Below are 23,308 nucleotides of genomic sequence, written 5' to 3' on the forward strand. Positions count from 1 at the left end.
GCGGCGCCGTCCGCCGCGATCGGCGCCTTCGCGTCAGAACAGGTGGATGTCGTGCCGCTGCAATCCAATCTGCCAGTCGGTCCATTGATCGGGTGCGGTATCCGCCATCCAATGCGAGGCAAATCCGCCGGTATCGAACACCAGAATATCGTGCCCGGTCGTGCCGGAACCGACGGGCGCCAGGAACAGGTCGCCACCCCAGCCGCCGGACCCCATCAGCAGGTCGCCCGCCGCCGCACCCTGCGCCGCCGGGCTGGCATAGATGAAATCGCCCGACTGCAATTGTGCCTTGGTCACGCCGCGCAGCGTCACCAGATCGCCGCCGCCCAGATCGATGACCGCGTTGCCACCGACATTCTGGGTCGCATCGATCACCGCCTGATAGTCCAGGAATCCGCGCTGCGAGAGGTCGATCCTGTCGGTTCCCGACAAGAAATCGGTGATCAGATCCTGGCCTGAATCCGCGAAGAAGCGGAAGATGTCGGTGCCGCCGCGGCCGGCGAACTGGTCGTTGCCCTGGCCGCCGACCATGGTGTCGTTGCCCTCCCCGCCGCGCAGCACGAAAGTCCCGTTGGTCTCGGCCGATCCGTCGAAGTTCAGGGTCTCGGTTGCCCCAAGCGGCTTGGCATCGACGATCAGCTGCGCGCCGCTGGCGACATTGCCGTCGACGGTGGTGATCACATAGCTGTAGCTGTTTCCGGCGGTATCGTGGAAGCTCGTGTCGCTGCCCGACAACAGATTGATGCGCTCGATACTGACCAGGCTGGTCGCGGCGAAGGTCAGGCCCGCGCTGTAATTGCCCTGCAGCACAAGCGTGTCGGTGTGGCCGCCGCCATTGACCCGATCCGCGGCGGTCATCGCGGCACCGAAGTAGAAGAGGTCGTTGCCGACAAGCCCCGACACGGTGTCGTCGCCGCCTTGCGACAGGTTGAAGATGTCGTTGGCCGTGGTGCCGGTGATGACATTGTTGGCGCCATTGCCGTGCAGTTCGTCGCCCGGGCCTTCGAGACCGCGGACCATCACGGTGACCGTGGCGGTCGACCCGCCGACCAGGCCATAGGTGAAGGTGTCGGGTACATAGCCGTTGGCCGCGCCGAGCTGTATCGCCAGCGTGTTCTTGATCAGATAGTCGAACTTGTGGTTCGGGTCGTAGGTATAGGTCCCGTCGCTGTTCACCGTCAGCAGCGCGCCCGAAGGCAAGGTGATCGGGGTGCCGAAGGTGATCACGTCGCCATTGACTGAGCGGACGACCGCGGACTGGCCACCCGATGCCACGATGTCGTTGGCGATCAGATTGCCGCTGACGGTCACATTCTCGCGAACCTGCGTCGTTTCGCCGACCGCCGTCGCCCGCGCGCCGATCAGCGCCTCCAGCGCGGCATCGGCCTGGATCAGCCCCCAGCCGGTGTCGATGTCGTAACCCGTGCCCGTGAGCACGCCGATGTTGTGGGTCGGGCGGCCGGTGGCGAGCGCTTGGATATCGATCGCGGTCGTTTCGAGCGCGGCCTGGATTTGCGCCGGGGTCGCATTCGGCGCCGCTTGAAGCAGCAGCGCGGCGATCGCGGCGGCATTGGGCGCCGCCGCCGACGTGCCGTAGAAATTGGGCAGGGTGTCGAGGTCGCTGCTGATGTCGCTGCCGAAGAAGGTGTTGTTGCCGCCGTCGGCCATCGTGATGTCGACGGTGGTGCGCGTCTCGGGCGTCGCCAGCGCATTGCCGTCGGTGTCGAAATAGATTTGCTGACCGCCGCGCGAGGTGAAGTTTTCGCCTAGCGGCGGGCTTTGGCCAAAGGCGGGGGTGTTGAACCAGTCCGCCGCCGCGACGCCGATCGCGCCCGCCGCGTTCGAATGGCCGAACGAGGTCGAGCTGTTGGTGGCATATTCGCTCGCCGACCAGGTGCCGCCGAAGGTGACATATTTGATGAAGGTCGGATTGGTGCCGACAGGATCGACGCCGATCGAGAGGGTGAAGCTGCCATTGCCGTTCAACTGCGCGAGTTCGAGGGCGTCGGCGTTGATATTGTTGCTGTCGATGATCGTGATCACCGTGCCGTTGGTCTGGCGGAAGATAAGTGCCAGGTCGGAATTCCCGCCGACCCCGCTCGCCGAGAAGAAGGATTGCGCCCATTGCAGGTCGTAGATGACCGAGCCGGTCTGCGACATCAACTGGGTCGAATCGACCCCTGCGCCGGGATCGAAATCGTGCAGGCGATAGGTGATGCCGTTGGCGGTAAAGGTCTCGCCCGAATCGCGGAACACCGATTCATAGGAGCGCTGCGCCTGATTGCCCGCCGACGAGAAATATTGGACGCCGCCCGTCGTCACCGCATCGACCGCCTGTGCGATGATGCCGTCCTGGAACATCGGTTCGGCAAAATAGATGATGTCGTCGACGATGATATGGGCGCCGGCGTCGGCGAGCGCCTGGATGCCGGCGGCGAACACCGCCTGACCGCCCTGCGCGGTGTGGAACGACAGAGTCGCGCCCGGCGCGATGTCGTGCGCGAGCTGCATCATCGCGCGGCCTTCGTCGCGGTTCTGGGCGAGGGTGCTGTCGAGCAGCACCTCCACCCCGGCGGGCAGGTCGCCGCCGGCGACGTCCTGCGCATAATGGATGGTCAGCGCGGCGCCCGTGGTGGTCAGCGTCGCGGTGTTGAAGCTGTCGGAGATGAAGCCGATCTTCACGCCGCTGCCGTCGAGGCCGTAATGATTCTGCACCAAATCGGCGTTGCCCGAAAAGACGTTCTGGCTTTGCACCGAGCCGGCGCTCGACATCGAATAGGCCGGCCGCGCGAAATTCAGGTTGGCGAGCGCTGCCAGATCGTCGATCGCGCTGAGCGGAATATAACCGCCGACGAGCGCGCCATAGGCGATGCCGCCTTCGAAGCCGAGCGCCTCGAGCTGCGCGAGCAAGGCCGCGCCATTGCCGTCGAGTGCGGTCGCGTCGATCGCGACATAGCCCTCGACGACCGGCGCGATGCTGTTGCTGCTCTGAAAATCGGCGAGCGCGCTGGCGCGCGCGGCGTCGTTGAGTCCCATCACCGCGAGGCTCGATTCGACGAACAGGTCGCCGAGGCCGAACTGCAATTTGCCGAAATCGGCATCCGCGGCGACCATGCCGGCCGACGTCAGGGTGGACAGGTGGGTGGCGGACAGCGCGGACTTGGAGTCGCCCCAGCCGACGGTAAAGATCGGTCCGGCATCGACGGCGCCGCCGTCCGTGGCGCCCGGTTTCGCGGCCTGCGCTGCGGTGTCGCTTTGGCGCGACGAAAGGGTTTGACGGCCTGCCGACTGGTTGTCGCCCGGCAACGCCCTGTTCGCCCGGCCACCCAATGTGGCCGTGTCATATGCATCGATTTTCATGTCAGCCCCCTGACTATCAAGTTGGCCGCGATGTCCTGGTCCGGCATCGAACGCCAACGGTCGCGACTCGCGCGAACGGAGCATCGTCTCAGAAAAATCGAATCGTTACTAGGGCGTTAACTTTGAGGCGCCGTCGCTTTACTTCTTCTCCACCAGTTCGCGCAGCAGAAAGGCGTGAAGCATCGCGGCGCGGATCGCGTCTTCGGCATGGTCGGCGCCGACCGAATGGCCGCCCTCCATATATTCGTGATAATAGACGCGATTGCCGAGTTCCTTCAGCCGCGCGGCGAATTTGCGCGCGTGGCCGGGATGGACGCGGTCGTCCTTGGTCGACAGATAGAGGAAGATTGGCGGATATTTCACGCCCTTCCTGATGTTCTGGTATGGCGAATATTTCGACATGAAGGCCCAGTCCTCGGGCACGTCGGGATCGCCATATTCGGCGACCCAGGAGGCACCAGCGAGCAGCTTGTTGTAGCGCTGCATATCCTTCAGCGGCGAACCCGAAATGACCGCGCCATAGAGGTCGGGCCGCTGTTCCATCGCCGCGCCGACGAGGACACCGCCGTTCGAACGGCCGGAAATGGCGATCTTGCCCTTGGCGCTGACCCCGGTGGCGACCAGATCCTCGGCGACCGCGTGCAGGTCGTCGAAGCTGTTCTGGCGTTTCTCGCGTAGCGCCGCCTGATGCCAGGCGGGGCCATATTCGCCGCCGCCGCGGATGTTGGCGAGGACATAGGCATTGCCGTCCTCGACCCAGAAGAGGCCGAGCGGACCGGCGCGATAGGGCTGGCCGGTGAGATAGCCCGGCGTTTGCGCGGCGCGAAAGCCGCCATAGGCATGGACGAGCGCGGGGCCGGGGCCGGTGGCGCCGGTCTTGCGGACGAGGAAATAGGGAATTTTCGTCCCGTCTTTCGACGTCGCGAAGCGCTTTTCGACGGTCATGCCCTTGGCGTCGAAGGTCGCGGGCAGGCTCTGCACCGCCGCTGCCGCCTTGCCCTCCGAAACCGCATAGAGCGTCGGCGGCATCAGCATTGTTTCGGCGGTCGCGAGGATGATGTCGCGCTTTGCGACGGCACCGGCGATCGTGACCGTCGCATTGTCAGCGAGCGCGACGTCCTTCTGGCTCCATTTGCCGGTCTGGGGGTCGCGGCGCAGCGCGAACAGCTTGCCCTCGACATCGTCGAGCGCCTTCACCCACAGGATATTGTCGGTCGCGGCGACGTCTTCGATCGCCTGCGCGCTCGTCGGCGTCATCGCGGTGACGATGGGCACCTGACGGTCGGCCGACATGTCCTCGAGCGACAACGACACGAGCGAGCCCGCGGCGATGCCCGCCCATTCCTTGTTGAGGAAGATGACGAGCTGGCCGTCGATGACGTCGCGCACGCTCGCGGTGTCGGGGATGATCGTCGAGATATAGCGCGACGCGTCGATGTTCGGCAGCTTGTAATCGGCGGTGTAGAAGGTCTTGCCGCGGCTGATCATCGGCCAGCGCTTGTCGCCGTCGGTGAAGGCGAAGACGTTCATGCCGACGTCTTCGGTTTCGCCCTCGGCGACCGTCTCGGCCGATGCCAGTGCCGTGCCGCGCCTCCAGCGCTTAACGATGCGCGGATAACCCGATGCGGTCATGCTGCCTTCGCCATAATCGGTCGCGACGAGCAGGGTGTCGGCATTTTCCCACGTCACGCTGCTCTTGGCGAGCGGAACGGTGAAGCCTCCATGGACGAATTGTCCGGTGCTGCGGTCCCATTCGCGGACGATATCGGCGTCGGTGCCGCCGGGGCTGAGCGAGACGAGGCAGCGCGTATAGGCAGGGGCGAGGCAGTCGGCGCCGTGCCAGACCCAACTCTGCTTCTCGGCCTTGCCGAGCGCGTCGACGTCGATCAGCGTCTTCCACTCGGGCTTGCCCGCGAGATAGGCCTCGAGCGGACTCTGCCGCCAGATTCCGCGGGGGTTCGACGCATCGCGCCAGAAATTGGTGATCGTGGCGCCCATCACTTCGCCGGGCATTGCGATCTGGCGATCGTCGTCGAGAATGTCGCGCGCGCGCTTGCGGTCGGCTTCGAAACCGGGGCGCGACCGGATCAGCGTGTCGGCCTCGGCATTTTCCTTTTTGACCCAGTCGAGCGACTTCTGGCCCTCGATATCCTCGAGCCAGAGATAGGGGTCGGCGGGTTCGGGCGCGACCGCCTTGGGCGTGTCGGTCTCATTGTCCTGCGTCGCGGCGAGAGCGGAAAAGGAACAGCCTAGGGCCAGCGCGGCGAGCGCGGTGCGGATCATTGTCGTCTCCCTGTCGCCGGCACGCGCCGGCATCGGCCGCTGTGCTAGCACTGCCACACAGCGAAAGGGAAGCGACGCTTTCTTCCGCAGCTATTGATCGATGATGATCGTCCCCGGATGATGCTTGTCGAGATGCTTCTTGATGATCTTGAGGTTGCGGGTGTTCGACCGGAACAGGAAGTCGAAGGCGTCGCCGACGAGCGGGATCGCGCCGAGCGTCGTGTCGACCCCCAGATTGCCGATCATCCGCCAGATCTTCCATTTCGGCATGCCGAGGTTGCGCGCCTCCCAGATCAGATAGGCGCCCATGATCGCGGTGATGACGTCGCCGACCACCGGCACCAGCCCGACGATCGCGTCGAGGCCGACGGGGCGGTTGATGCCCGGGATGACGAAGCTGCGTTCGAGAATGATCTCGAGCGTCTCGACCCGCTTGCGCAGCGCGGCGGGGTCGCGGCGGTTCTGGATCAGCGCGTCGAACAGCGCGTCGGTGTCGGGAGACGAAGGGGCCATCGGGGTCCTTTCAAGCGGCGCTCGAAATGGAGCGCCAATATTATTCGGTGTATTAGTTGGGTAGAGCAATCAAGTGATTCAAGGGGTGCTGGCTGCGGCCGTTGGCGCGCAGCCCGGTCAGCCGTTGCGATGCGACCGACCAGCGCAGCGGGGTCGCGATCGGAATGAAGGGCGAATAGCCCGCGAGCATTTGCTCGGCCTCGCCGATCAGGCGCGCGCGGTCGGCGGCGCTGGTTGCGGCGGTCGCTTCGTCGATCCGTTGCTGGGCGTCGCGATGGCACATGGTGTCGGCGCGGCAGGACAGGCGGCGCAGCCCCCACAGGGCATCGTCGTTGGGCATCACTTCGTCGATCAGTCGGAGGTCGGCCGTCGCGGTCATGGCGACGCGGCGGCTGGGCATGCCGATGCGCGTGAAGTCGGCGGCGATATAAGCAAAAAGGATGCGGCCGCCCGGCGAGTCCGGCACCGCGATGCGCAATGGTTCGACGACATTTCCGCTATCTCTCCACGCATCGACGGCGCGTTTCGCCTGCTCGAAGCGCATTTGTTCGGGATAGTCGGCCCAGGCGGGCAGCAGTGGGGTCGGTCCGACGTCGCGCGTGTAAAGGTCGGGGCGCAGCGTGACTTGCGGCTCCCATTCCTGAAGCCCGAACGCACCGACGATCCGCTCGCGTCGGAGCGCGCGCGACAGCGCCTCGCGATTGGCCTGGACGCCGAGAAAACCGTCGATGCCGACGATGCTGAGGCCGAAGAGTCCCGGAACCGGATCGACGACGAGCCGCGAGCGGCCGATATTCGACGCGGCGAAATAGGGCAGGGTGGAAAAGCGCCCGCCGACGACGCCGTCGGCATAGCCGTTCTTGAAGCGCGCGAGCGCGCCCGCCGCCGAGGTGCCGGTGAGTTCGATCGACGCCGCAGGATCGGCGGCCGCGGCTTCGGCGGCTTCGGCATCCTCGGCGAGTGGATCGGGCACCGGGGTCAGCAGCATCGCGCGGCCGGAGCGTTTCGGGCGCATCGGACCCCAGCCGAGTCCGCGATTGACGATCGCCATCGACGGCTGAGCGAGCAGTTCGAGCATCCCGGGCTGCGGCACCGACAGGCGGATTTCGATGACGCTGTCGGTCATCGCCTTGATCGTCTCGATCTCGGGAAAATCATCCTTGAGCACATGTTTGCTGCGCGGCGCGCGATAGCCCTCGAGGATGTTGGCGACGTCGGCGGCGGTGACCTTGCGCCCGTTCGCCCATTTGGCCTCACGGATGCGGAAGACATAGCTGCGTCCGTCGGCGGTGACCGTCCAGCGCTCGGCAAGGCCGACGTCGATTTGTCCCTCGCCGTCGAAGCTGACCAGCCCCTGCGAGGTCGCGTCGAGCAGCGCCGCATTGGCGGCCGACAATTCGCCGTTGATCGGGTTGGCGGCGCTGTTGAGGGCGCCGATCGCCGCGATCCGCACCGGCCCGCGCTCGCCGAACAGGCCGCAGCTGACGAGCGCGAGCGCCAGCAGGCCGGCGGCGGTCAGGCGTCCGATGGTTCGCGAAAGGGGAATGTGCAGGGGCATCGCGGTCATCATAGCCAAGCGGCGCGAAACCGGAAGGGTGCTAACGCGCCGCGGGGCCTTGAAGGGTGGGGCGCTGGTGCGGACGCCGGGACTTGAACCCGGATATCCAGAGGATGGCAGATTTTAAGTCTGCTGCGTCTACCGATTTCGCCACGTCCGCCCAGCGGTGCCGGTCAAGCCGATGCCCCCGATGAGGTCAAGCGCTGTTTGCGGGTTCACCCGTCCGGTTCCGTCAGCTAGATGACCGCCCATGGAAGCTGTTCTCACCATCGCCGGACTCGGCAAGACGTACAAGAGCGGCCACACCGCGCTGTCGTCGGTCGACCTTACCATCAACAAGGGCGAGATTTTTGCGCTGCTCGGGCCGAACGGCGCCGGCAAGACGACGTTGATCAGCATCGTGTGCGGCATCGTCACCGCGACGAGCGGGACGGTGACCGTGGCCGGGCACGATCATGCCCGCGACTATCGCGCCGCGCGGTCGATGATCGGGCTGGTGCCGCAGGAACTGCATACCGACTCGTTCGAGACGGTGATGGCGACCGTCAGCTTCTCGCGCGGCCTGTTCGGCAAACGCCGCGACCCGGCCTTCATCGAGCAATTGCTGCGCGACCTGTCGCTGTGGGACAAGCGCGATTCCAAGATCATGGAGCTGTCGGGCGGCATGAAGCGCCGGGTGATGATTGCCAAGGCGCTGAGCCACGAACCCGAAATCCTGTTCCTCGACGAGCCCACGGCGGGGGTCGACGTCGAGCTGCGTCGCGACATGTGGCAGATGGTCCACGGGCTGCGCGAACGCGGGGTCACGATCATCCTGACCACCCATTATATCGAGGAGGCCGAGGAAATGGCCGACCGCGTCGGGGTGATCAGCAAGGGGCAGCTGATCCTGGTCGAAGAGAAGAATGCGCTGATCAAGAAAATGGGACGCAAGACGCTGACGCTGAACCTCGCCGAGCCGCTCGAGGCGGTGCCCGCGGAGCTGGCCGACTGGAAGCTCGAACTGGCGGGCGACGGGCATGAGCTGGTCTATGAATTCGACAGCCAGGCCGAGGCGACCGGGGTGCCGTCGCTGCTGCGCCGGATGAGCGACATCGGGGTGGGGTTCAAGGACCTGCACACCCGGCAAAGCTCGCTCGAGGATATTTTCGTCGGGCTCGTCCATGAGCCCCGGGCCGCGAAGGGAGCCGCCGCATGACCGCGAACTGGCGCGGCGTCCGCGCGATATACCTGTTCGAACTGGCGCGTTTCGGGCGTACCGTCTGGACCAGCCTTGCGCTGCCCGTCATCACCACAGCGCTCTATTTCGTCGTCTTCGGATCGGCGATCGGCAGCCGGATGAGCGAAGTCGGCAACGTACCCTATGGCGCCTTCATCGTCCCCGGCCTGATGATGCTGACGATGTTCACCGAAAGCATCAGCAACGCCAGTTTCGGCATCTATATGCCCAAATGGACCGGCACGATCTATGAGATGCTGTCGGCGCCGCTGTCGCCGCTCGAAACGGTGATCGCCTATGTCGGCGCGGCGGCGACCAAGTCGGTGATCATCGGGGCGATCATCTTTGCCACCGCGCATCTGTTCGTCGACGTCCAGGTCGTCCATCCGCTGTGGATGGTCGCCTTCATGATCCTGATGGCGGTGACCTTCTGCCTGTTCGGGTTCATCATCGGCATCTGGGCGCAAAGCTTCGAGCAGTTGCAGGTGATCCCGCTGCTCGTCGTCTATCCGCTGACCTTTTTGGGCGGCGCCTTCTATTCGCTCGACATGCTGCCCGCCGCCTGGCGGACGATCACGCTGTTCAACCCCGTCGTCTATCTGATCAGCGGCTTTCGCTGGACTTTCTTCGGACAGGGCGACGTCGGCATCGAGGTCAGCATGGGCGCGGTCGCGCTGTTCCTGACGCTCTGCCTGAGCGTGATTTTCTGGATGTTCCGGACCGGCTACCGCCTCAAGAATTGAGCGCGGAATATTGCGCTCCGTCATTGCGAGCGGCGCGAAGCAATCCAGGGCGGTTCACGCCAACCTGGATTGCCGCGTCGCTTCGCTCCTCGCAATGACGAAGTTTTGGGACCTGGGCGACCGTTGGCAACTCAGTCGTTGAGCCGCTCGCGCATTTCCTTGCCGGGCTTGAAATAAGGCACGCTTTTGGCCTGCACATCGACCGCCGCGCCGGTGCGCGGATTTCGGCCGGTGCGCGACTCGCGACCGCGGGTCGAAAAGGCGCCGAAGCCGCGCAATTCGACACGGCCGCCCGAGGCGAGCTGGTCCACGATGGAATCGAAAAACACATCGACGATCTTCTCCACCTCTTCGAGGCGCAGATCGTTGTTTTCGCTAGCGATCTTTTGAACCAGTTCCGACCGGATCATTGGCTTCCCCTATTTTTCACGCGCATCGCTGGATGCAGGCTCCCGGTCTTTGCCGGTTCGGTGCGTGAGACCCCTCCCAACGCGCCGCCAGACTAACATGAATCAAGCGGGGCGCAAAAGATATCGCCGAATCAAAAGGCCCGCCGGACGCATCCGGCGGGCCTTCTGTCTCATTCTGGTGACAAGGAGCTGGGATCAGCCCTTCTTGCCGGCCTTCAGCGCTTCGCCGAGGATGTCGCCGAGCGACGCACCCGAGTCCGACGAACCGTACTGCGCGACGGCCTGCTTCTCTTCGGCGATCTGCATCGCCTTGACCGAGAAGCTGGGCTTTTTCGAGCGGTCGAAACCGATGACCATCGCGTCGAACTTCTGGCCGACCTGGTAACGTTCGGCGCGCTGTTCGTCGCGGTCGCGGCCGAGGTCGGCGCGCTTGATGAAGCCGGTGGCGCCATCGTCGCCGGCCTGGACTTCGAGGCCGTTGTCGCGAACTTCGAGGACGGTGACGGTGATGACGTCGTTCTTCTTCACCGAACCGGCAGCGGCGACGCCGCCGCCAACGGCAGGTGCACCCTTTTCAAGCTGCTTGATGCCGAGGCTGATGCGTTCCTTCTCGACGTCGACGTCGAGAACGACGACCTGCACGGCCTCGCCCTTGCGGTGGAGGTGCAGCGCTTCTTCGCCCGAGATGCCCCAGGCAATGTCCGACATGTGGACCATGCCATCGACGTCGCCCGGCAGGCCGACGAACAGACCGAATTCGGTCGCGTTTTTGACTTCGCCTTCGACGACCGAGCCGACCGGATGCTCATCGGCGAACGCGCCCCAGGGGTTCGACTGAGCCTGCTTGAGGCCCAGCGAGATGCGGCGCTTGTCGCTGTCGACTTCGAGGACGATGACGTCGACTTCCTGGCTGGTCGAAACGATCTTGCCGGGGTGGACGTTCTTCTTGACCCACGACATTTCGCTGACGTGGACCAGGCCTTCGATGCCGGCTTCGAGTTCGACGAACGCACCGTAATCGGTGATGTTCGTGACCGTGCCCGACAGCTTCGCACCGACGGGGTATTTGGCGGCGACGCCTTCCCACGGATCGCTCTCGAGCTGCTTCATGCCGAGGCTGATGCGCTGCGTGTCGCGGTTGATACGGATGATCTGGACGCGGACATTGTCACCGATGTTGATGACTTCGCTCGGGTGGTTGACGCGCTTGTAGCTCATGTCGGTGACATGGAGCAGGCCGTCGATGCCGCCGAGGTCGACGAACGCACCATAGTCGGTGATGTTCTTGACGGCGCCTTCGATGATCTGGCCTTCTTCGAGGTTCTGGATCAGGCCCGAGCGCTGTTCGGCGCGCGTTTCTTCGAGGATGGCGCGGCGCGACACGACGATGTTGCCGCGGCGGCGATCCATCTTGAGGATCTGGAAGGGCTGCGGCAGGTCCATCAGCGGGCCGACGTCGCGCACGGGGCGGATGTCGACCTGCGAACCCGGAAGGAACGCCACGGCGCCGCCGAGGTCGACGGTGAAGCCACCCTTGACGCGGCCGAAGATGACGCCTTCGACGCGAGCTTCCTTGTTGAATTCTTCTTCCAGGCGGTCCCAGGCGGCTTCGCGGCGGGCGCGATCGCGGGACAGCATGGTTTCGCCATTGGCGTTTTCGACGCGGTCGACATAGACTTCGACTTCGTCACCGACTTTGATGTCGGCCTTCTGGCCCGGCATGGCGAATTCGCGAAGCGGCACGCGGCCTTCGCTCTTCAAACCAATGTCGATCACTGCCAGGTCGTTTTCGATCGCAGTCACGGTGCCCTTGACGACGCGGCCTTCAAAGCCGCCGTCGGCACCACCAAGCGATTCATCGAGCATCGCGGCAAAATCGTCGCGCGTCGGGAAAGCCGTAGTGGCCATAGATGTGTCTTCCTTACTTCGTTTGTTCCGGCCAAGCGGTTGGTTCCGCTGGTCTTAATGGCCGATATGCCGTGCCTGCCGAATGCATTGCACAGCATCCTTCGGACCTTCATCGGCGAGGGACGGGCAAAGCAAAAAGGGCGCGACGGGTGTGCCCCGTCACGCCCGACGCTCGGAACGAGCGGCGGTTCATCCGTGCCTCGACCGGCAAAAACACCCGTCGGACGCGGCGGCCTATAGTCGAACGGCGCAGCGCGGGCAAGGCGAAAGCACGGATAAACGCCATCGTAAGATGTTGGGTTTATCGTCCCGCTGCAATCGAGAGGGGTCTCATGCAAGCGGCATATCGTGGCAGTTTCGCCGATCCGGCGGTCGAGGCGCGTTTCCAGGAAACGGCGCGGAAGCTGCGGCTGCCCTTCGTGCGCATCTATGGCGTGCTCTTCATGCTCGTCGCGCTCGCCTATACGATCGCCAACCCGCTGTTCGTCAGTCATGAGGATACGGCGACACTCGCGGTCTATTTCGGCTGCATGCTGATCCTCGCCGGCGCCTATATCGGCGCGACCTTCTGGTCCGGATATGTCGCGCGGTCGGGAATCGATTTCGCCGCGCTGCTCGGCATCGTCTTTCTGCTCGGCCATATCAATCTGGTGCTGTTCGACGAACTGATCGACATGCAGGAGGAAATGCACGCGGTCGGCGTCATGAACCGGCTCTCGGTCAGCGCTTTCGCGGCGGTCGTTCTGGCGAGCCGACCGCGCCTGTTCCTGTTGTGGCTGGCGCTCGATGTCGTGGTTTTCCTCTCGACGGTGCTGGCGGTGCAAAGCCACGGCGCGGGGCTGTGGTATGCGCTGCTTTCCTATCTCAGCGGCGCGATGATCATGGTCGCGATCAATTTCGCGATCGACCGGTCGAGCCGCGGCGCCTTCGCGCTGGCCGAAGCACTCGAGGCCGAGCGCAAACGGAACGAGGAACTGGTCTACAACATGCTGCCGGTCGCCGCGGTCGAGCGGATTCGCGACGGGCGCCTCGTCGCCGATTCCTATGCCGACGCGAGCGTGATCTTCATCGACATGGCGGGCTTTACCAAGCTCGCGCAGCGGGTGTCGCCGGGGCATCTGGTCGAACTGCTCAACACCTTTTTCAACCACGCCGACCGCTGCGCGGCGCAGCACGGGGTCGAAAAGGTCAAGACGATCGGCGACGCCTATCTGGCGATCGCCGGCGGCAACCTGACCGCGCGCAACAGCGCCGATACCGCGATCGCCTTTGCGCGATCAGTGCTCGAAGTCGTCGACGACCTGCAATCGCTCGCCGGGGTCGAGACCGGGCTGCGCGTTGGCATCCACAGCGGACCGGTGGTCGGCGGGGTGATCGGCGCGACGCGCATGGCCTATGACTATTGGGGCGAAACGGTGAACATGGCGGCGCGGCTGGAGAGCACGGCGCCGGTCAACGGGATCGCGATTTCGGAAAGCACCTGGCTGCGGGCGAAGGACCGCGGCGCATTCGGCCCGCCGCATTTGGAAATGTTGAAGGGCGTCGGCGAAACCGCCGTCTACCACGCCGCGCCGGCGAAGCCCGCGGTCGACGCGCTGCCCGATATCAGCTGGGTCGCCTGACCCGCTCCGCGACGAAGGCGATCGCGGCGGCGATGCCTTCGGCCACATCCATGTCGCTATTGTCGAGCAGCATCGCGTCGGTGGCGCGCAGCAGCGGCGCCTCGGTCCGCCCGGTGTCGCGGGCGTCGCGGGCGTGGATGTCGGCGAGCACGGCGTCGTAGCCGATATCGACGCCGCGCCCGAGCATCTCCGCATGGCGGCGGCGCGCGCGTTCCTCGGCGCTGGCGGTAACGAACAGCTTGGCGTCGGCGTGCGGCGCAATCACCGTGCCGATGTCGCGCCCGTCGAGCACCGCGCCGCCCGGCTGGCCCGCAAAATCGAGCTGGCGCTGGAGCAGCGCCTTGCGGACGGCGGGGTGAACCGACACGCGGCTCGCGAGCCCGCCGGTGCTTTCATAGCGCAGCGCCGGATCGTCGAGCAGGGCATCCGGAAAGTCGCAGGCGGCGAGTGCGTCGTCGGCGTCGTCGGGGTCGCCATGGTTGAGCTGGGTCTGATAGCCCACCGCACGATAGAGCAGTCCGGTATCGAGCACGGGCAGCCCGAAATGCGCCGCGATCGCGCGGGCAATCGTGCCCTTGCCCGATGCGGTCGGGCCATCGACCGCGATGATCATTGCGCAAGTCCGGCGAGCAGCGCCTCGAAATTCGGGAAGCTCGTCGCCACGGGTGCGATGTCGTCGATCGTCACCGGCGCCTTGCTGACCAGCCCCGCGATGGCGAAGCACATGCAGATACGGTGGTCGAGATGGCCGGCGATGGTGGCGCCGCCGGGAAGCGGGTCGCCGCCGGTGCCGTCGATCATCAGGCCGTCCTTGCTCTCCTCGACGCGGGCGCCGATGGCTTTGAGGCCGGTCGCCATCACCGCGAGCCGATCACTTTCCTTGACGCGCAATTCGTCGAGGCCGGTCGTCGTGGTGCGGCCCTCGGCAAGCGCCGCGGCGACGAAGAGGATGGGGAATTCGTCGATCATGCTCGGCGCGACGGCGGGGTCGACGGCGACGCCCTTGAGGATGCTGTGGCGGACGCGGAGGTCGGCGACGGGTTCACCGCCGACTTCGCGCGCGCCCAGCAATTCGATATCGCCGCCCATCGCCTGCAGCACAGCGATCAGCCCGGCGCGGGTCGGGTTGAGGCCGACATTGGCGATGAGGACGTCGGAGCCGGGTACGATCAGCGCGGCGACGATGAAGAAGGCGGCCGACGAAGGGTCGCCGGGAACGGCGATCGTCTGTGGTTTGAGTTCCGCCTCGCCAAGGATGCGGATGTGGCGCGTACCGTCGGCATCGGTCTCGACACTGAGATCGGCGCCGAACCCGCGCAGCATGCGCTCGCTATGGTCGCGGGTCGGCACCGGTTCGATCACTTCGGTGATCCCCGGCGTGTTGAGTCCGGCGAGCAGGATCGCGCTTTTCACCTGGGCCGAGGCCATCGGCAGGCGGTAGGCGAGGGGGATGGCGGGCGCGAGGCCGCGCAGCATCAGCGGCAAACGGCCCCCCGGCGAGGCGGTGATGTCGGCGCCCATCTGGCTCAGCGGATCGATGACGCGGCCCATCGGACGTCCCGACAGGCTGGCGTCGCCGATGAAGGTGACGGTGATCGGGTGGCTGGCGACGAGACCCATGAGCAGGCGCGTCGAGGTGCCGCTGTTGCCCATGTCGAGCGCTTCGCGCGGCTGGAGCAGCCCGCCGACCCCGACACCGTGGATGCGCCATTCGCCGTCGTCGCGCCGTTCGATGTCGGCGCCCATCGCGCGCATCGCGCTGGCGGTGGCGAGCACGTCATGGCCCTCGAGCAGCCCGGTGACGCGGCTTTCGCCGACCGCGAGCGCCGACAGCATCAGCGACCGATGCGAGATGCTCTTGTCCCCCGGGATCGCGACCCTACCTTTGAGCGGAACGGAAGCGGAAAAGCTGCGGGGCGTGGCGGTGTGATCGGTCATGGCGTGCGGCTTTTGACAGCGGCCTTGCAATCTGGCAAGGCGCACGCCGATTTGATGGATGCCGCGCAGGCAACCGTCGCTTTCCAGAAATTCTAATCTCTTTCCAGAAGGTTATGAGGAATTTATGATAAAGGCTGAATGGGGCACGAAGCGTAGCTGCCCGAAATGTGCCACCCGATTCTATGATCTGACCAAGGATGATCCGGTCGCCTGCATCAATTGCGGTTACAACTGGATTCCGGAATCGGTGCTGAAATCGAAGCAGCCGATGCCGTTCGAGGAAGCGGAAAAGCCGGGCAAGGTCGCCAAGGAACCCGAGGCCGACGACGATCTGGATCTGGACGTCGATGTCGACGAGGACAGCGATTCGCCCGACAACGACGTCGATCTCGGCGGCGACGACGATCTGGGCGTTGCGACCGCGGACGACGACGACGTCGAAACCTGATTTTTGACGCGGGGGGCCAAAAAGGCATCGTCAGATGCATTTGGCCCCTTGCATCGGTCGCCGGCACTGCTAAAGGCGGCCACCCGATCGCAGTCACCCAGGCGCGATCACGAAGTTGTGGGGCCTTAGCTCAGCTGGGAGAGCGCCTGCATGGCATGCAGGAGGTCAGCGGTTCGATCCCGCTAGGCTCCACCATTTCTCTCCAAAAAGGCCCGCCGACGCGGGCCTTTTTTGTTGCCTGTCCGGTGCATTGGAAATGCGGCAGCGGGATGACCGGTGTCGGGCGGTGGCGGGCGTTTAAATCCTCCCTGTGGCCGCAGGCCATGGGGAGGGGGCCGCTCGCGAAGCGAGGGGTGGAGAGGGCCGAGAAGGGTAGCACGACGCCTGACAGCGTCGGCCTCGCGGTTATTCGGCGGCTTCGCTCTCGAACACCGGTTCCATCGCGATCGGATCGGCGAGGTTGATGCGGTCGAGGATCGCGGCGGTGTCGTCGCGCACCTTCAGCATCAGGCTGCGCATCCGGCATTCGGATTCGGGCAGGCAGTTCTTGCAATGCTCGTGCGCGTTGCGCGCGGCGCAGGGCACGAGCGCGAGCGAACCGCGGGTCAGGCGGACGAGGTCGCCATAGCTGATGTCGATCGGCGACAGCGCGAGCTGGTAGCCGCCGTCGCGCCCGCGCTGCGACAGCAGCAGCCCTTCGCGCGCCATTTCCGACAGAATCACGGTCAGGAATTTGGGCGGGATATTCTGCGCCTCCGCAATATCCGCGAGCTGGACCTGCCCCTTGCCCCAATGGTCGGCGAGGTGCTGAAAGGCGCGGATCGTATAGCGGGTCTTTTGCGACAGCATGGTTCATCCTGTGTTACATATTCAGCCTTAATTCAACCTGTCTGGATGACATTCGGGCAAGAGTTGATGAAAATCACAGCGGGTGGCATGAACCGCCCCTACAGGGGTCGCAGGGTGCCCGGTTGCGGGCGTGGTTGCGTGGAGCGGATGGAATGCGAAAGATTTTGACAGCGCCGGCGGTTTTGGCCGCATGTCTGCTGGCGGTGGCGCCAGCGCAGGCGCAGTTTGGCGGCCTGTTGCGTAAAGTGACGTCGCCCACCCCGACGCCGAGTCCGAGCGAGAAGGACAATGGCGGTTGCCCCAAGGGCAAGAAGGGCAGCAGCGTCGGGCGCGGCATATTGGGCGGCGTGATCCGCGACGCTGTCGGCGATGCGGCGGGCAAGACCGGTTTCGGCAGTTACCTGCCGACCGCAGAGGTTGCGGGCACGCTGACCGACGCGATCGCGTGCCGCCTCGATCCCGGCGAGCAGTTGCAGGCTGCGGCGGCGACCGAGGAAGTGACGCGTGGAGAAGAGATCGGCGCGACGTCGAACTGGACGAGCGCGACGCGCGAAAATGTCAGCGGGTCGTCGACCGTGGCGTCGATTAATGAGGAAAGCGGCGGTCGCAAGTGCATGAACGTCAACGATTTCATCATCGTCGACGGTGAAGAGACGCAGGTCTCCAAGCGCATGTGCAAGGGCCCGGGCGATGCGCGTTATGTCTTGGCGGCGTAAACTGCCACGACTGGCATTGGCGGCCTTCGCACTGGTCGGACTGACCGGCGCGCAGGGCATGGATCCTGCGAACCCGACCTGTCCGCTCAATCCGAACTGGTCGGCCAATCCGACGATGACGCTGAAGGTCGAAAAGCACGGCGACATGAAGGTCATGCTCGCCGAAGGCCGTGTCGATGCGGGACTTCCCGATCGTCTTGCCGCAGCCTTGAAAGCGAATCCCGATGTTGCCGAAGTTTGGCTGCGGTCGCCCGGGGGCGATGCGCGCGCAGGCAATGCGGCGGGCCGGATCATCCGGTCGAACTTCGGACTGGGTACGCGTGTTCCAAACGGTTGGACGTGCTTCAGTGCGTGCAATTTCATATTCATGGGCGGGCAGCCGCGCATGATCGATCCTGGCGGAGTGTTCATGGTCCATATGTTCACGCGCACCGGCGATCGTTCGGCGATCGATATGAGCGTTGCGATGGGCACCGATGCGACCAAGGAACTCATCGGCAATATCGAACAGGATTCGGCGCTGCTCGCGAGTGAAGACAACGCCTTCCTGATCAAGATGGGCGTGTCACGCAAATTGCTGACCGACATCATGTACCGGCAACAGGCCGTCGCGACCGAGGAAGACAAATCGACTCGGCGCTGCCTGACGCTCGACGAGGCTTTGAAGTATGGGGTTACTTATAAGCTTGACTAGGGCGCGCATCTTCGCCGGAGGATTGTTCGGCGTACTGTTGGTTGCGGCCACCCCCGATCGTGCGACGGATTGCGCGCCGACCCGTTCGGGATGGGATGCGCCGGTCTTGCAAATGGAATTGCAAAAGTCGGACGGTGTAGAGACGTTATTTCTCGAAGGCCGGATCGGACCGGACCTTCCGATGCGGCTTAAGGCGTTGCTCGCCGACCATCCCGATATCGGGAAAATCCATTTCAATGCGTCAGGGGACGACAGGAATAGCGCGATGGAAGCCGGGCGTATTCTGCGGTCGGCGGGGAATTTCGTGGTGCATGTTCCCCCGGGTGCGGGCTGCACCGGCGCGTGTGCCCTGTTGTTCCTCAGCGGGCGTATTCGGTCCGTCGATCCGACGGCTGTGTTCGATCTTGGGCAATTTTATGAACCGACGGCGACGTCGGTTTCCGGTGCCGACATCGCGCGGCAGAGCCTCGGAATCTCCGATTATCTGATCCGGATGGGGGTCTCGCGCCGACTGCTTACCGGGACGCTCGATCGCGAAAATGCGTCCACAGGCCAGGCGCCGCAACGCCAATGCCTGACGCCCGAGGAGCTTCACGGCTATAACGTTGCAAATTGGAACGAATAATTTAGGCTGCCCGCCAAAACAGGAGAGGCTGCCATGACCGATATGACGCACGACCACGCGAGTTTCCGTTCGATGATCGATGGGACCCAGCAGGACTGGGACATCATCGCGCGCGAGCAGAAGGAGTTTGCGCCGCAGAACGGTACGCGCATCCTCGAGCATCTGATGCTGCTTGGCGGCGATTATGGCGGGTTTCCGGTCGACCGGCTCGAACATTGCCTGCAGACCGCGACGCGGGCGCATCGCGACGGGCGCGACGAGGAATATGTCGTGATGGCCTTGCTCCACGACATCGGCGACACGCTGGGCGCGTTCAACCATCCCGACGTCGCGGCGGCGATCCTCAAGCCCTTCCTGTCGGAAGAAAATCTGTGGATCGTCCAGCACCACGGCATTTTCCAGGGCCATTATTTCTTCCACTATCTCGGCCTCGACCGCGACATGCGCGACCAGTTCAAGGATAGCCCGCATTATGCGGCATGCGCCGAATTCTGCGAGAAATATGACGCGCCGGCGTTCGACCCCGATTATGACAGCGAGAGCCTGGAATTCTTCGAGCCGATGGTGATGCGGCTCTGCTCCTACCCGCGCACGAGCATCTACAAGAAGGTGATGGTCGAGGAAGCGGCGGAGTAACTGGAGCGTCGCCCCCGCCTGCGCGGGGGCGACGCTCTCCTTATTTCCCCTTGAAGGCCGTCTTGCGCTTCTCGACGAATGCGAGCACGCCCTCGACCGCATCCTCGCTGTTACCCGCGACAAACTGGCCCTTGGCCTCGGCGTCCAGTGTTTCCGAAAAACTCTGCGACAGGCCGGCGCGCAAAATCTGGCGCATCGTGCCGAGCGACACCGTCGGGCCGTTCGCCAGCCGCGTCGCGAGCGCGCGCGCTTCGGTCAGCAGGTCGGCGTCGTCGACGCACTTGTAAACGAGGCCCCATTCAGCCGCCTGTTCGCCGCCGATCTTTTCACCCAGCATCATCATCTGCGTCGCGCGCGGCAGGCCGATCAGGCGCGGCAGCAGCCACGACGAGCCGCCATCGGGGACGAGGCCGATGTTGACGAAGGCTTGCAGGAAATAGGCCGACTTGCCGACCAAGGTGAAGTCGCCCGACAGGCCGAAGCTGCAGCCGACGCCCGCTGCGGGGCCGTTGACCGCGGTGACGACCGGGATGTTCAGATTGGCGAGCGCGAGCAGCATCGGGTTATAGTGGTTGCGCAGCGCCTTGCGACTGTTGGCGCCGCCGCCGACCGCCGACGCGGCACGGTCGCCGCCAAGGTCGGCCCCCGAACAGAAACCGCGCCCCTCGCCGGTGATCAGCAGCGCGCGCGCGCCGAGGACGGGCAGGTGATCGAGCGCGTCGCGAATCTCGTCGGCCATCGCGGGCGGCATCGAATTGAGCCGCTCGGGGCGGTTGAGGGTGATCGTCGCGACATGGTCGGCGACTTCGAGCTTGATCATCTCATAGGTGGGGGTGGTCATGGGGAAGAACTCCTCTCGCGGGTTTTGGCTTTACCTTTACGTTCACGTAAAGTTGTGACCGATTTGCGGCGAAAGTGCAAGGGGCGACGGGCGGGTGGATTTGATAGCGGTGGGCCGAAGGGGCCTTATTCTTCGTCCACCCGTACGCGCGCGAAGCGCAGTTCGCCGTCGCTGCGCCGCAGGACGAAGCGGTCGCCGTTCGCGCTGAGGCAGGCGCCCTGAAAATCGACCACGCCCATGTCATTGGGCACCAGCCGCACATGCAGCCGCCCCTTGTCCTCGGGGCCGAGTTCATAGCGCGGCGCGGTCACATCATAGATCGGCTCGCGCACTTCGACCCAGCGCGGCACGCGCTTGTCGTCCTCGGGCATCGTCCAGCCATAATATTGGGTATAATCCTCGACCGGATCGCCGCTGTCGAAGCCGATGGTGAAGGTGACCCCCGCGACGCCTTCGCCGGTCGGCCAGCTGACGAAGATCGTCGGCTGCGCGTCATCGACATCGATCAGAGGCGCCTTTTCGAAGGCGGGCGGCACCGGCCGGGGTTCGGTGAACAGGCAGACGGCGTCGCCCTGCTGCTCCCAACGCCCGCCGGCGCGCTCGTCGAGTGCGCCGGCGTAGAGCGCATAGAGAAAGGTCCCGTCGGGCGCGATCCTCCAGCCCGCCGCCGACGTCGGGACCTTCGGCAAGCTGATATTCGCCGATCAGGCCGGGCGCTGCCGCGGCGGGGACGGCGGGCGGCTGAGCCAACGCGCCGATGGTCGGCAAGGCGGACAGCAACAGGGCGCATGGGGCGAAGAGGGGGTTCCGCATGCGCCCAGCCTGCGCCCGTTTGCGCCGCGAATCCAGTCCGATCTGGTGGGCCTTTTCCTTTGACAGCGACGCGGACCGTCGCGACGTTGCGGGCGGGAGCGGGTTTGATTTGGAAGGGGGCGATGGCGGGCGATGGCGAAGGCGGCAACGCGCACGAATTTCACGCTCCGCTTTGCAGCGCTGGTGGGACTGCTGCTGTCGGGCGCTGTCACGGCGGGCGGGCAGGCGGCCGCGAGCGGCGAGGTCGCGATCGCCATCAGCGGCGAGAGCGACCAGTTGATCGGTCGCCAGACCGAGCGGACCGTGGTGATCGCGGGCGGCAGCGAAAGCGTTCGGCAACTCGAAACCGCCTATACGGTTTCGGGTCACGGCCCGACCGAACTCAGCGATACGCTACAGATCGCGGTCGATGCCGATGGCCGTCCGCAACGTTGGCGGTGGCGGCGCAGCGTCAATGGCCGGATACTCACCGTCGAACTCGAACGGTCGGGCGCCGCGCTGACGGGGCAGGCCGTCAACGAGGGCGAACGGCACGCGGTGAGCGCCGTCCTGCCCGTGTTGCCGATCGGCGATCCCGACACGCTGGCACCCTTTTTGACCGAACCGTCCGCGCCGCGCAGCTGGTCGATCGCCGAATTCGATCCCGTGTCGCTGCAATTCCGGCCGGTCGAGCTGGCGCTGGCGAAACGCAACGGCACCGATCATGGCTGGGTGCTGACGCTGTCGCGCGGCGGGCGGCTGCAGTCGGTGCGCTGGCTCGACTATGCCGATGGCAAGCTGGCCGCGGCGCGCCAGCCGCTGCTCGGCAGTGGGCGGTCGTGGCATCGCGACGAGGGTCCGCCGACCAAAACGGATATGCTGTCGCGCGGTCGCATCGTCGCGCACGAACAATATCGCCCCAATATCCATATGACGCAGCGCGCGGCGCTTGGGCAGATGCGCTATATCTTCGGGCTTCCCGCGGACGTGCCCGTCACCGTCCCCGAAACCGGCGAGCAACGCGTCAAGTCGGATGGCGACGGCTGGCAGGTCGACATCTGCCAGGACTGTGGTCCGGCATCCGCCCCGGCGGCGGCCGATCTCGAACGCTGGCGGCGACCGGGCCAGTGGGTTCAGAGCAACGACGCCGTTTTCAAGGAGAAGGCGGCGCAGGCGCGGCGCGGCGCGAAGACCGACGATGCGGTGATGGCGCGGCTCGCGATCGTCGCCCGCGCGCGGCTGCCGCGCATCGATTTCGACGGTTATGTCTCGGCGCGCACCGCCTGGCGGCGGCGGGCGGGCGATTGTACCGAGGATGCGTTGCTGCTCGCGGCGCTTGGCCGCGCGGCGGACATTCCGGTGCGCGTCGTCCACGGGCTGGTTTTTTCGCCGGGGCGCTATCACGGCGCCAGCAACGCCTTCATGCCGCACAGCTGGGTGATCGCCTTCGTCGACGGGCGCTGGAAAAGCTATGATATTTCGTTGAACGGCTTCGACGCGACGCATATCGCGCTCAGCCTCGGCGATGGCGAGCCCGAGGCGATGGTCGAGGCCAACCAGATCGCCGCGCTGCTCGACTGGCGCGCGATATCCGAGGTCAGGAGGCGGCCGGCCGATCCTTGATCAAAGGCGGGGGATCGCGATCGTCGCGCGTCTTGGCGTCCGTCGGGGCATCGACGGGCGCGGACGCCGGTGTCGCCTTGGTCACCGCGGCCGGCTCGTCGTCATAGACGACAGGCATGTCGGGCAGGTTGCTGTCGAGATCGGCGGTCAGCCATTCGACCTCGCCCGGCTTTTTCAGCCCGCCGACGATGATATAATTATCCTCGAGGCAATATTCGCCGCTGGTGGGTTCGCCGTCGACCGCCAGCACCTCGTCGATCTGGGCATAGGCCGGGGTCGCCATGCTCGCGCTCAGCGCCATCGCGGCGAGCGCCGATTTTATGGGCACCTTGTAACTCACGCAAATCTCGTCGCTGCATCCCGCGACCAGCGCCTGGCGCGCCGCGCCTGACAGATCGGAAATATCATGCACCTCGCGGTGGCAGAGGCGGCAGGTGTCGCCGTCCATGATGTCGCTGAGTTTGCCCTTATAGGGGCAGGGGCTTTGAATCCGCGGGAACAGGGACATCACTCGCCTCCATTTCTCTCCG

21 protein-coding genes and 2 tRNA genes are annotated in these 23,308 nt (G+C 65.0%); 10 read left to right on the forward strand and 13 right to left on the reverse strand.

Going from position 1 to position 23,308, the window contains the following annotated elements:
- Positions 1-33: 33 nt before the first annotated feature.
- The 5 genes from AC3WS4_RS23920 to AC3WS4_RS23940 all read right to left on the reverse strand — a co-directional run bounded on the left by AC3WS4_RS23920 (position 34) and on the right by AC3WS4_RS23940 (position 7,874).
- The gene (locus tag AC3WS4_RS23920; RefSeq protein WP_492740621.1) at positions 34-3,360 is read right to left on the reverse strand and encodes a S8 family serine peptidase; all 3,327 of its coding nucleotides are present in this window, start codon (positions 3,358-3,360) and stop codon (positions 34-36) included.
- Between the two features lie 138 nt (positions 3,361-3,498).
- Positions 3,499-5,643, reverse strand: coding sequence for a prolyl oligopeptidase family serine peptidase (locus tag AC3WS4_RS23925; RefSeq protein WP_492740619.1), 2,145 nt, complete (start codon positions 5,641-5,643; stop codon positions 3,499-3,501).
- Between the two features lie 90 nt (positions 5,644-5,733).
- Positions 5,734-6,156: a DUF4112 domain-containing protein gene (locus AC3WS4_RS23930; protein WP_492740618.1), complete on the reverse strand. Its 423-nt coding sequence runs from the start codon at positions 6,154-6,156 to the stop codon at positions 5,734-5,736.
- Between the two features lie 52 nt (positions 6,157-6,208).
- The gene (locus AC3WS4_RS23935) at positions 6,209-7,723 is read right to left on the reverse strand and encodes an ABC transporter substrate-binding protein (protein WP_492743030.1); all 1,515 of its coding nucleotides are present in this window, start codon (positions 7,721-7,723) and stop codon (positions 6,209-6,211) included.
- Between the two features lie 65 nt (positions 7,724-7,788).
- A tRNA-Leu gene (locus AC3WS4_RS23940) sits at positions 7,789-7,874 on the reverse strand.
- A 90-nt stretch (positions 7,875-7,964) separates the two neighbouring features.
- On the opposite strand from AC3WS4_RS23940, the gene AC3WS4_RS23945 reads away from it, so the two are divergent.
- Both AC3WS4_RS23945 and AC3WS4_RS23950 read left to right on the forward strand, forming a co-directional pair.
- Positions 7,965-8,912, forward strand: a complete 948-nt coding sequence (locus tag AC3WS4_RS23945) for an ABC transporter ATP-binding protein (protein WP_492740616.1) — start codon at positions 7,965-7,967, stop codon at positions 8,910-8,912.
- Positions 8,909-9,676, forward strand: coding sequence for an ABC transporter permease (locus AC3WS4_RS23950; RefSeq protein ID WP_056350481.1), 768 nt, complete (start codon positions 8,909-8,911; stop codon positions 9,674-9,676). The genes AC3WS4_RS23945 and AC3WS4_RS23950 overlap by 4 nt, the downstream gene beginning before the upstream one ends.
- A 131-nt stretch (positions 9,677-9,807) precedes the next feature.
- Here the strand turns inward: AC3WS4_RS23950 and AC3WS4_RS23955 are convergent, their stop codons facing one another.
- Both AC3WS4_RS23955 and rpsA read right to left on the reverse strand, forming a co-directional pair.
- A complete protein-coding gene (locus tag AC3WS4_RS23955; RefSeq protein ID WP_056350482.1) occupies positions 9,808-10,086 on the reverse strand; it encodes an integration host factor subunit beta in 279 nt (92 codons plus the stop codon).
- A gap of 195 nt (positions 10,087-10,281) precedes the next feature.
- Positions 10,282-11,994: a 30S ribosomal protein S1 gene (gene rpsA / locus AC3WS4_RS23960; protein WP_056350484.1), complete on the reverse strand. Its 1,713-nt coding sequence runs from the start codon at positions 11,992-11,994 to the stop codon at positions 10,282-10,284.
- A gap of 332 nt (positions 11,995-12,326) precedes the next feature.
- Here rpsA and AC3WS4_RS23965 point away from each other — a divergent pair, with 332 nt between their 5' ends.
- Positions 12,327-13,616 carry an adenylate/guanylate cyclase domain-containing protein gene (locus AC3WS4_RS23965; protein WP_492740615.1) on the forward strand — a complete coding sequence of 430 codons (1,290 nt, stop codon included), beginning with the start codon at positions 12,327-12,329 and terminating at the stop codon, positions 13,614-13,616.
- Here the strand turns inward: AC3WS4_RS23965 and AC3WS4_RS23970 are convergent.
- Positions 13,600-14,229 carry a (d)CMP kinase gene (locus tag AC3WS4_RS23970; protein ID WP_492740614.1) on the reverse strand — a complete coding sequence of 210 codons (630 nt, stop codon included), beginning with the start codon at positions 14,227-14,229 and terminating at the stop codon, positions 13,600-13,602. The two genes, AC3WS4_RS23965 and AC3WS4_RS23970, sit on opposite strands and share 17 nt — an antisense overlap.
- Positions 14,226-15,554 (reverse strand): 3-phosphoshikimate 1-carboxyvinyltransferase, encoded by a 1,329-nt coding sequence (gene aroA, locus AC3WS4_RS23975; protein ID WP_492740613.1) that lies wholly within the window; start codon positions 15,552-15,554, stop codon positions 14,226-14,228. The genes AC3WS4_RS23970 and aroA overlap by 4 nt, the downstream gene beginning before the upstream one ends.
- Positions 15,555-15,678: 124 nt before the next feature.
- Here aroA and AC3WS4_RS23980 point away from each other — a divergent pair, with 124 nt between their 5' ends.
- Positions 15,679-16,002, forward strand: coding sequence for a TIGR02300 family protein (locus tag AC3WS4_RS23980; RefSeq protein ID WP_187140340.1), 324 nt, complete (start codon positions 15,679-15,681; stop codon positions 16,000-16,002).
- A 119-nt stretch (positions 16,003-16,121) separates the two neighbouring features.
- Positions 16,122-16,197 (forward strand) — tRNA-Ala (locus tag AC3WS4_RS23985).
- 210 nt (positions 16,198-16,407) lie between these two features.
- On the opposite strand, the gene AC3WS4_RS23990 is transcribed toward AC3WS4_RS23985, so the two are convergent.
- Positions 16,408-16,851, reverse strand: a complete 444-nt coding sequence (locus AC3WS4_RS23990) for an RrF2 family transcriptional regulator (RefSeq protein ID WP_056350496.1) — start codon at positions 16,849-16,851, stop codon at positions 16,408-16,410.
- Between the two features lie 203 nt (positions 16,852-17,054).
- Between AC3WS4_RS23990 and AC3WS4_RS23995 the strand changes: the two genes are divergently transcribed.
- From AC3WS4_RS23995 to AC3WS4_RS24010, 4 genes are read left to right on the forward strand one after another with little or no spacing between them, the layout of a single operon-like run.
- Entirely contained in the window at positions 17,055-17,567 is a 513-nt protein-coding gene (locus AC3WS4_RS23995; protein WP_492743032.1) for a hypothetical protein, read from the forward strand.
- Positions 17,542-18,261 (forward strand): COG3904 family protein, encoded by a 720-nt coding sequence (locus AC3WS4_RS24000; RefSeq protein ID WP_492740611.1) that lies wholly within the window; start codon positions 17,542-17,544, stop codon positions 18,259-18,261. Before AC3WS4_RS23995 ends, AC3WS4_RS24000 begins: the two co-directional genes overlap by 26 nt.
- Before the next feature lie 22 nt (positions 18,262-18,283).
- Positions 18,284-18,886, forward strand: coding sequence for a hypothetical protein (locus AC3WS4_RS24005; RefSeq protein WP_492743034.1), 603 nt, complete (start codon positions 18,284-18,286; stop codon positions 18,884-18,886).
- A 33-nt stretch (positions 18,887-18,919) separates the two neighbouring features.
- On the forward strand, positions 18,920-19,522 hold the full coding sequence (locus tag AC3WS4_RS24010; RefSeq protein WP_492740610.1) for an HD domain-containing protein: 603 nt from the start codon (positions 18,920-18,922) through the stop codon (positions 19,520-19,522).
- Between the two features lie 40 nt (positions 19,523-19,562).
- On the opposite strand, the gene AC3WS4_RS24015 is transcribed toward AC3WS4_RS24010, so the two are convergent.
- Together AC3WS4_RS24015 and AC3WS4_RS24020 are read right to left on the reverse strand one after the other, a co-directional pair.
- A complete protein-coding gene (locus AC3WS4_RS24015) occupies positions 19,563-20,363 on the reverse strand; it encodes an enoyl-CoA hydratase-related protein (RefSeq protein WP_056350503.1) in 801 nt (266 codons plus the stop codon).
- 125 nt (positions 20,364-20,488) lie between these two features.
- Positions 20,489-21,052, reverse strand: a complete 564-nt coding sequence (locus tag AC3WS4_RS24020; protein ID WP_492740609.1) for a hypothetical protein — start codon at positions 21,050-21,052, stop codon at positions 20,489-20,491.
- 256 nt (positions 21,053-21,308) lie between these two features.
- Between AC3WS4_RS24020 and AC3WS4_RS24025 the strand changes: the two genes are divergently transcribed.
- A complete protein-coding gene (locus AC3WS4_RS24025) occupies positions 21,309-22,778 on the forward strand; it encodes a transglutaminase domain-containing protein (protein ID WP_492740607.1) in 1,470 nt (489 codons plus the stop codon).
- On the opposite strand, the gene AC3WS4_RS24030 is transcribed toward AC3WS4_RS24025, so the two are convergent.
- On the reverse strand, positions 22,753-23,286 hold the full coding sequence (locus AC3WS4_RS24030; RefSeq protein ID WP_492740605.1) for a hypothetical protein: 534 nt from the start codon (positions 23,284-23,286) through the stop codon (positions 22,753-22,755). The two genes, AC3WS4_RS24025 and AC3WS4_RS24030, sit on opposite strands and share 26 nt — an antisense overlap.
- Positions 23,287-23,308 lie beyond the last annotated feature (22 nt).

It is taken from the genome of Sphingopyxis sp. EU05-FHT14B03 (assembly GCF_058790875.1).